Raw genomic sequence first — 6,481 nt, 5'->3', positions numbered from 1 at the left:
CGCCCAAAGTTGCCCTCATCGCCGTGCTCCGACGCCTCGTCGTCTTCGCCAACGCCGTGCTCAGGTCAGGCCAGCCCTGGAAAGGCGCCTCCGCCACTTGACATGCAACACGGTAGATCCCGGCTCAAGGCCGGGACGACGGTGGCTAATTCACTTGCCGCTCTCTCCCCTCCCAATACGGATCGCGCAGGTGCCGTCGCAGGATCTTCCCCGACGCGTTGCGCGGTAGCGCGGCGATGAAGTCCACCGATTTCGGCGTCTTGAAACCCGCGATCCGCTCGCGCGTGAAATTGATGATGTCGGATGCGGTTGCCTGCTTGCCCGGCTTCATCACCACGATCGCCTTGACCGCCTCGCCCCATCTGTCGTCGGGCACGCCGACCACCGCGACTTCCGCGACATCGGGATGGTCGCAGATCGCGCTTTCGACCTCGGCCGGATAGATGTTCTCGCCGCCGGAGATGATCATGTCCTTGATGCGGTCGTGGATGTAGAGATAGCCGTCCTCGTCCATGTAGCCGGCATCGCCCGTCCGCAACCAGCCGTCGCTGTCGAGGGTCCTGGCGGTGGCCTCCGGCAGGTTCCAGTAGCCGGCCATGTTGGAGCCGGAGCGGGTGGCGATCTCGCCGACTTCACGCGGCGGCAATTTTTTGCCATCGGCATCGAGGATCGCCAGCTCAACGCCCGGCAGCGCCTTGCCGGCCGAGCGCATCCGCTCCAGCCCCTCGATGTGGTCTTCCGGCGGCAGCGCCACGATGGTGCCGGTGGTCTCGGTCATGCCGTACAACTGCACGAAGCCGCACTTGAACACTTCGATGCACTCCTTCAGCAGCGCCGCCGGGATCGGCGAGGCGCCGTAGAGCATGTATTTCAGCTTTGAGAAATCCACGCTCCGCGCGCGCGGCTGGCGCACCACGAACTGCATCGCCGCCGGCACCATGAACAATTTGGTGATGCCGGACTGCTCGAAGAAATCCAGCACTTTCGTCGGATCGAACTCGCGGGCGATCACGCCCCTGGCGCCATGGTAAAGCCCAAGCACGCCCCAGCCGGAACCGCCGATGTGGAAGATTGGCATCGCCACCAGCGAGACGTCGTCCTCGGTCCATTCGTTCCACTCGGGCTTTTCCGCCTCGTTGCCGGACTGAACCAGATTGAGCATATTCGCATGCGACAGCATCGCGCCTTTCGGCTTGCCCGTCGTGCCCGACGTATAGAGTTGGATCGCGATGTCCTTCGGATTAATCGCGACCTTCGGCTCGTCGCTGCTCTGTGTATCGCGCCATACCGTAAAATCCGGCCATTCCGGCGCGCCGCCGCCTTCGGTCGTGATCACTGTCCGCACGCCGGGCAATTGCGCCCGGATATTGCGGACCTGCGTGATGAATTCAGGCCCGACGAACAGCACCGGCGCCTTGCAGTCCTCGACGATGAAGGCGACTTCGGGTCCGGCCAGCCGCCAGTTCACCGGCGCCATCACCACATTCGCCTTCATCGCACCGAACAGCAGTTCGAAATAGATGTCGCTGTTCTTGCCGAGATAGGCGATCCGCTCGCCCGGCTTGACGCCGAGCGCGATCAGCGCATTGGCGACGCGGTTGGTGTTGACATCGAGCTCGGCGAAGCTGGTCTGGCGTCCCTCGAATTCAAAAGCCGTGGCGTCGCCCCGGCTCTTCGCCCGCGCACGCACCACCTCGGCAAGGTTTGCCGTTTGTTGAGACATGATTCCCCCGTGAATATTATTTCGTTGACCGGATTACCCCCGTGCCGCGCGGTCCTTTTCGTTCTGCGCCTTGATGGAGTCGCGCGCGGCCGTCCAGTCGGAATCCTTCCAGTCGCGCAATTGGTAAAAATTGCCGCCCATCGCCAGCGCCTGGCCGCCGTCCATCGCGATGGTCTCGCCGTTGATCCAGTCGCAGCCGCCGGAAATCAGGAATACCGCGAGGTTTTGCAATTCTTCCATCTTGCCGACGCGTCCCATCGGGTTCATTGCCTTGGTCCGCGCGCCGGCTTCGTCGCCAGGTTTTATCCGTTTGCTCATGCCTTCGGTTGGGATTTCGCCGGGCGCGATCGTGTTCAGGCGGATGCCGTAATGTCCCCATTCGGTGGCGAGCGACATGGTCATGGCATGGATCGCGGACTTGCTCATCGCCGATGGCACCACGTAAGGCGAGCCGTTGCGGACCCAGGTCACGGTGATCGACACCACATTGCCGCGCTGCTTCATCGCGATCCAGCGCCGGCCCACCGCATGCGTCACATAGAACGTACCGTGCATGACGATGTTGGCGACCGCATCGAAGCCGCGCGGCGAGAGTTCTTCGGTGCGCGAGATGAAATTGCCGGCGGCGTTGTTGATGAGGTCGGTCAGCCCGCCTTCCAGGAAAATCGTCTCGATCATCTCGTCGACCGCCAGCGGGTTGCGGATGTCGACGCCGTGGCTGGTGACCCGGCCGCCATAGAGGTCCATCAGTTCGGTCGCGGTCTCGTCGCAGACGGCCTTGCGGCGGCCGCAGATATGGACCTCGGCGCCGAGTTCAAGGAAGCGCGCCGCCATCGACTTGCCGAGCCCGGTGCCGCCGCCGGTGACGAGGATGCGGCGGTCGGCGAGAAGCTTTTCGCTGAACATGGCGTTTCCACCCCTGAAAAATGTCTGTTAATTGGTTGATTGACTAAATCCGGCCGACGCCATTCTGTAAAGCGGCAACAACGAAGAAGTGCAGGGGAGAATTCTCATGGAGCATCGCGTCTCGGTCTCGATTTCGGACGGCGTCGCCGATGTCCGGCTGGTGCGGGCGGACAAGATGAATGCGCTCGATGCCGCCATGTTCGATGCGCTGGTCGCGACCTCCGGCCGTCTCGCCCAGGAAAAGGGGCTGCGGGCGGTAGTATTGTCCGGCGAGGGCCGCGCGTTCTGCGCCGGCCTCGACATGGGCCGCTTTGCTGCGATGAAGGACGAGGGTGGCAATGGCGTCGCCGGCGGCGAGAAGCGCGATCTGGCCGAGCGTACCCATGGTCTCGCCAATTTCCCGCAGCAGGCGGTGTGGGGCTGGCGGCAGCTGCCGGTGCCTGTGATCGCCGCGATCCAGGGCGTGGCCTTCGGCGGCGGTTTTCAACTCGCGCTCGGTGCCGACATGCGGTATCTCGCGCCGGATGCGCGGATGTCGATCATGGAGATCAAGTGGGGGCTGGTGCCCGACATGGCGGGAACGCCGATCCTGGCGAGCCTCGTGCGCGACGATATCTTGCGCGAACTGACCTATACGGGCCGGATTTTCTCGGCGCAGGAAGCGCTGGGTTACGGGCTCGCGACGCGGATCTGCGACGATCCGCGCGCTGCGGCTTTTGAAGTCGCGCGAGAAATCGCGGCAAAAAGCCCCGATGCAATCCGCGCCGCCAAACGCATGCTCGGCAAGCTCTCGATCGATCCCGGCCCCGCGTTGCTCGCCGAATCCGTCGAGCAGCAGAGGCTGCTGGGTAGTCCGAACCAGACCGAAGCCGTCCGCGCCAACATCGAAAAGCGCGCGCCGCGCTTTGCGGATGTGGGATAATCGCGCTTCTCGTCATGGCCGGGCTTGTCCCGGCCATCCACGTCTTCACTTGCGGCAACGAAGGTGAGACGTGGATCACCGGGACAAGCCCGGTGATGACGACAAAATTGTCGACGCGCTCTAACGAAAAAGAAAATGACCGAAACCTCCTCCCCCTTCCTCGGCATCATCAGCGGCCAGCGCCGGCGCACCCATGCCGAGGTCGCCGATCGCGCCGCGCGGATGGCCGGCGGCTTCGAGCGGCTCGGCGTCGGCCAAGGCGACAGCGTCTGCATCCTGATGCGCAACGACATCGCCTTCATCGAGGCGGCCTATGGCGCGATGCGGCTCGGCGCCTACGCGGTGCCGGTCAATTGGCATTTCAAGCCGGAGGAGATCAATTACATCCTGCGGGATTCCGGCACGCGCGTGCTGGTCGGCCATGCCGACCTGCTGCATCAGCTGCGCGACGCTACTCCGGCCGGCGTTACCGTGCTCAGCGTCCCGACGCCGCCGGAAATCCTGGCGAATTACAGGATCGATCCCGATCTTCTCGCCACGCCCGATTTCGCACTCGATTTCGAAATCTGGCTCGCCCAACAAACGCCTTACGATGGCCCGGCGCGGCCGCAGCCGGCGAACATGATCTACACCTCGGGGACGACGGGAAATCCCAAGGGCGTACGGCGCCATGCGCCGACGCCGGAACAGAGCGCTTCCGCCGAGCGGATGCGCGGTTTGATCTATGGCCTGCAGCCGCAGGCACGGGCACTGCTGCCTGGACCGCTCTATCATTCCGCGCCGAATTCGTTCGGCCTGCGCTCCGGCCGGCTCGGCGGCGCGCTGGTCCTGCTGCCGCGGTTCGAGCCGGAAGAGTTCTTGCGGCTGATCGAGACGGAGCGGATCGACACCATCTTCATGGTGCCGACCATGTTCATCCGGCTGATGAAGCTGCCCGAGGCAGTACGCCGCAAATACGATGTTTCCTCGCTGCGCCATATCATCCACGCCGCCGCGCCCTGTCCCGCCGACGTCAAGCGCGCGATGATCGAATGGTGGGGCCCGGTGATCTATGAATTCTACGGCTCGACCGAATCCGGCGCCGTCACCTTCGCCACTTCCGAGGACGCGCTGAGCAAGCCCGGCACCGTCGGCCGGATCGCGCCGGGCGCCGAACTGCGCTTCATCGGCGAGGACGGCAGGGTGCTGCCGCAGGGCGAGATCGGCGAGATTTATTCGCGGATATCAGGCAATCCGGACTTCACCTATCACAACAAGCCGGACAAGCGCGCCGAGATCGAGCGCGAGGGATTTATCACCTCGGGCGATGTCGGCTACATCGACCAGGACGGCTATGTCTTCATCTGTGACCGCAAGCGCGACATGGTGATCTCGGGCGGCGTCAACATCTATCCGGCCGAAATCGAGGCCGCGCTGCATGCGGTGCCGGGGGTGCATGATTGCGCTGTTTTCGGCATCCCCGACGCGGAATTCGGCGAGGCGCTGATGGCGGTGGTGGAACCGCAAGCGGGGGTGACGCTGGACGTTGCCGAGATCCGCGCCCGGCTGAAGACGGCGCTGGCCGACTACAAAGTCCCAAAACACGTCGAAATCCAGAAAAACCTGCCGCGCGAGGATTCCGGCAAGATTTTCAAGCGCCGCCTGCGCGATCCCTATTGGGAGCGAGCGGGGCGGAGGATTTAAACCACCGTCGTCCCGGCGAACGCCGGGACCCATACCGCGTGATCTGTCGATAGAGCACTCCCGCAGACGCCTTCCGTAAGATCTGGCGTCCGGGATTATGGGTTCCTGCTTTCGCAGGGACGACAAATTGAGACCGCCTCCATCTTTATCTTGCACTGCGGCAAAAATGTTGCACACTCCGCCTTGCCGGGCAGCCTCTGGAGTAGTCAGCCATGTCTCCCCAGACCATGCCTTCCGAACCTGAATTGCGGTCCAATCGCGCCGAGGATGCCCAGGCGCTCGAGGAAGACGTCCGGCTGCGGAATGACATCCGCCTGCTCGGACGCATCCTCGGCGACACCGTGCGCGACCAGGAGGGCGCCGACGTGTTCGACCTGGTCGAGCGCATCCGGCAGACCTCGATCCGGTTCCACCGGGATGAAGACAAGACGGCGCGGCGCGAGCTGGAAGTGATTCTCGACAGCATGTCGATCAGCCAGACGGTGCGTATCGTGCGCGCCTTCAGCTATTTCTCCCACCTCGCCAATATTGCCGAGGACCAGAACAACATCCGCCAGATGCGTTCTGCCGCGAGCGCCACACCGCTTCCGGGAACGCTGGCACTGACCTTGTCGCATGCCCGCGCGGCCGGCTTTTCCGCGGCCGACTTGCGCAAATTCTTCGCGACCGCACTGGTCAGTCCTGTCTTGACCGCGCACCCGACCGAAGTTCGCCGCAAGAGCACCATCGACCGCGAGATGGAGATCGCGGCGCTGTTGGACCGGCGCGAGCGGGTGCAACTGACGCCCGAGGAGCTTGCGGCGAGCGACGAGAAATTGCGCCGCGAAGTCCTGACGCTGTGGAAGACCAACCTGCTGCGCCGGACCAAGCTCACCGTGCTGGACGAGGTCGCCAACGGCCTGTCGTTCTACGATTACACCTTCCTGCACGAGGTGCCGCGGCTGCATTGCAAGCTGGAGGACAAGCTCAACGAGGGCGACAGCGCCGCGCCCGGCGAACTGGCGTCGTTCCTGAAGATGGGAAGCTGGATCGGCGGCGACCGTGACGGCAACCCGTTCGTGACGGCAGAAGTGATGCGCGGCACGCTAAAACTGCAGTCGAGCCGGGTGCTGCGCTATTATCTGGAGGAGCTGCATGTGCTCGGCTCCGAATTGTCGCTGGCGGCGCATCTGACCGATGTTTCCAAGGATCTGCGCGCGCTCGCGAAGCGCTCGCCGGATAAATCGCCGCATCGCAGCGGCGAACCC

The 6,481-nt window shown here is 63.8% G+C and carries 5 protein-coding genes; 3 read left to right on the top strand and 2 right to left on the bottom strand.

Going from position 1 to position 6,481, the window contains the following annotated elements; translation table 11 throughout:
* Positions 1-145 precede the first annotated feature (145 nt).
* A complete protein-coding gene (locus VK804_RS31805; protein ID WP_325752258.1) occupies positions 146-1,723 on the bottom strand; it encodes a fatty acid--CoA ligase in 1,578 nt (525 codons plus the stop codon).
* Between the two features lie 33 nt (positions 1,724-1,756).
* Complete coding sequence (locus VK804_RS31800; protein ID WP_325752257.1) at positions 1,757-2,629, bottom strand: SDR family oxidoreductase; 873 nt, start codon at positions 2,627-2,629, stop codon at positions 1,757-1,759.
* Between the two features lie 106 nt (positions 2,630-2,735).
* Between VK804_RS31800 and VK804_RS31795 the strand changes: the two genes are divergently transcribed.
* The 3 genes from VK804_RS31795 to VK804_RS31785 form a co-directional block, all read left to right on the top strand.
* Complete coding sequence (locus VK804_RS31795; protein ID WP_325752256.1) at positions 2,736-3,551, top strand: crotonase/enoyl-CoA hydratase family protein; 816 nt, start codon at positions 2,736-2,738, stop codon at positions 3,549-3,551.
* Between the two features lie 135 nt (positions 3,552-3,686).
* Complete coding sequence (locus VK804_RS31790) at positions 3,687-5,234, top strand: acyl-CoA synthetase (protein WP_325752255.1); 1,548 nt, start codon at positions 3,687-3,689, stop codon at positions 5,232-5,234.
* 212 nt (positions 5,235-5,446) lie between these two features.
* Positions 5,447-6,481 (top strand): phosphoenolpyruvate carboxylase (locus VK804_RS31785; RefSeq protein ID WP_325752254.1); only part of this gene is annotated, 1,035 nt, incomplete at its 3' end.

Origin of the sequence: Bradyrhizobium sp. (assembly GCF_035484855.1) — a bacterium.
Taxonomy (GTDB): domain Bacteria; phylum Pseudomonadota; class Alphaproteobacteria; order Rhizobiales; family Xanthobacteraceae; genus Bradyrhizobium.
The sequence above is the reverse complement of the archived record's forward strand: the minus strand, read 5'-3'. Positions and strand labels throughout refer to the sequence as shown.

Coding starts and splice junctions, on each gene's coding strand:
- VK804_RS31800 (WP_325752257.1), bottom strand. CDS start 2,629: ATGTTCAGCGAAAAGCTTCTCGCCGACCGCCGCATCCTCGTCACCGGC.
- VK804_RS31795 (WP_325752256.1), top strand. CDS start 2,736: ATGGAGCATCGCGTCTCGGTCTCGATTTCGGACGGCGTCGCCGATGTC.
- VK804_RS31805 (WP_325752258.1), bottom strand. CDS start 1,723: ATGTCTCAACAAACGGCAAACCTTGCCGAGGTGGTGCGTGCGCGGGCG.
- VK804_RS31790 (WP_325752255.1), top strand. CDS start 3,687: ATGACCGAAACCTCCTCCCCCTTCCTCGGCATCATCAGCGGCCAGCGC.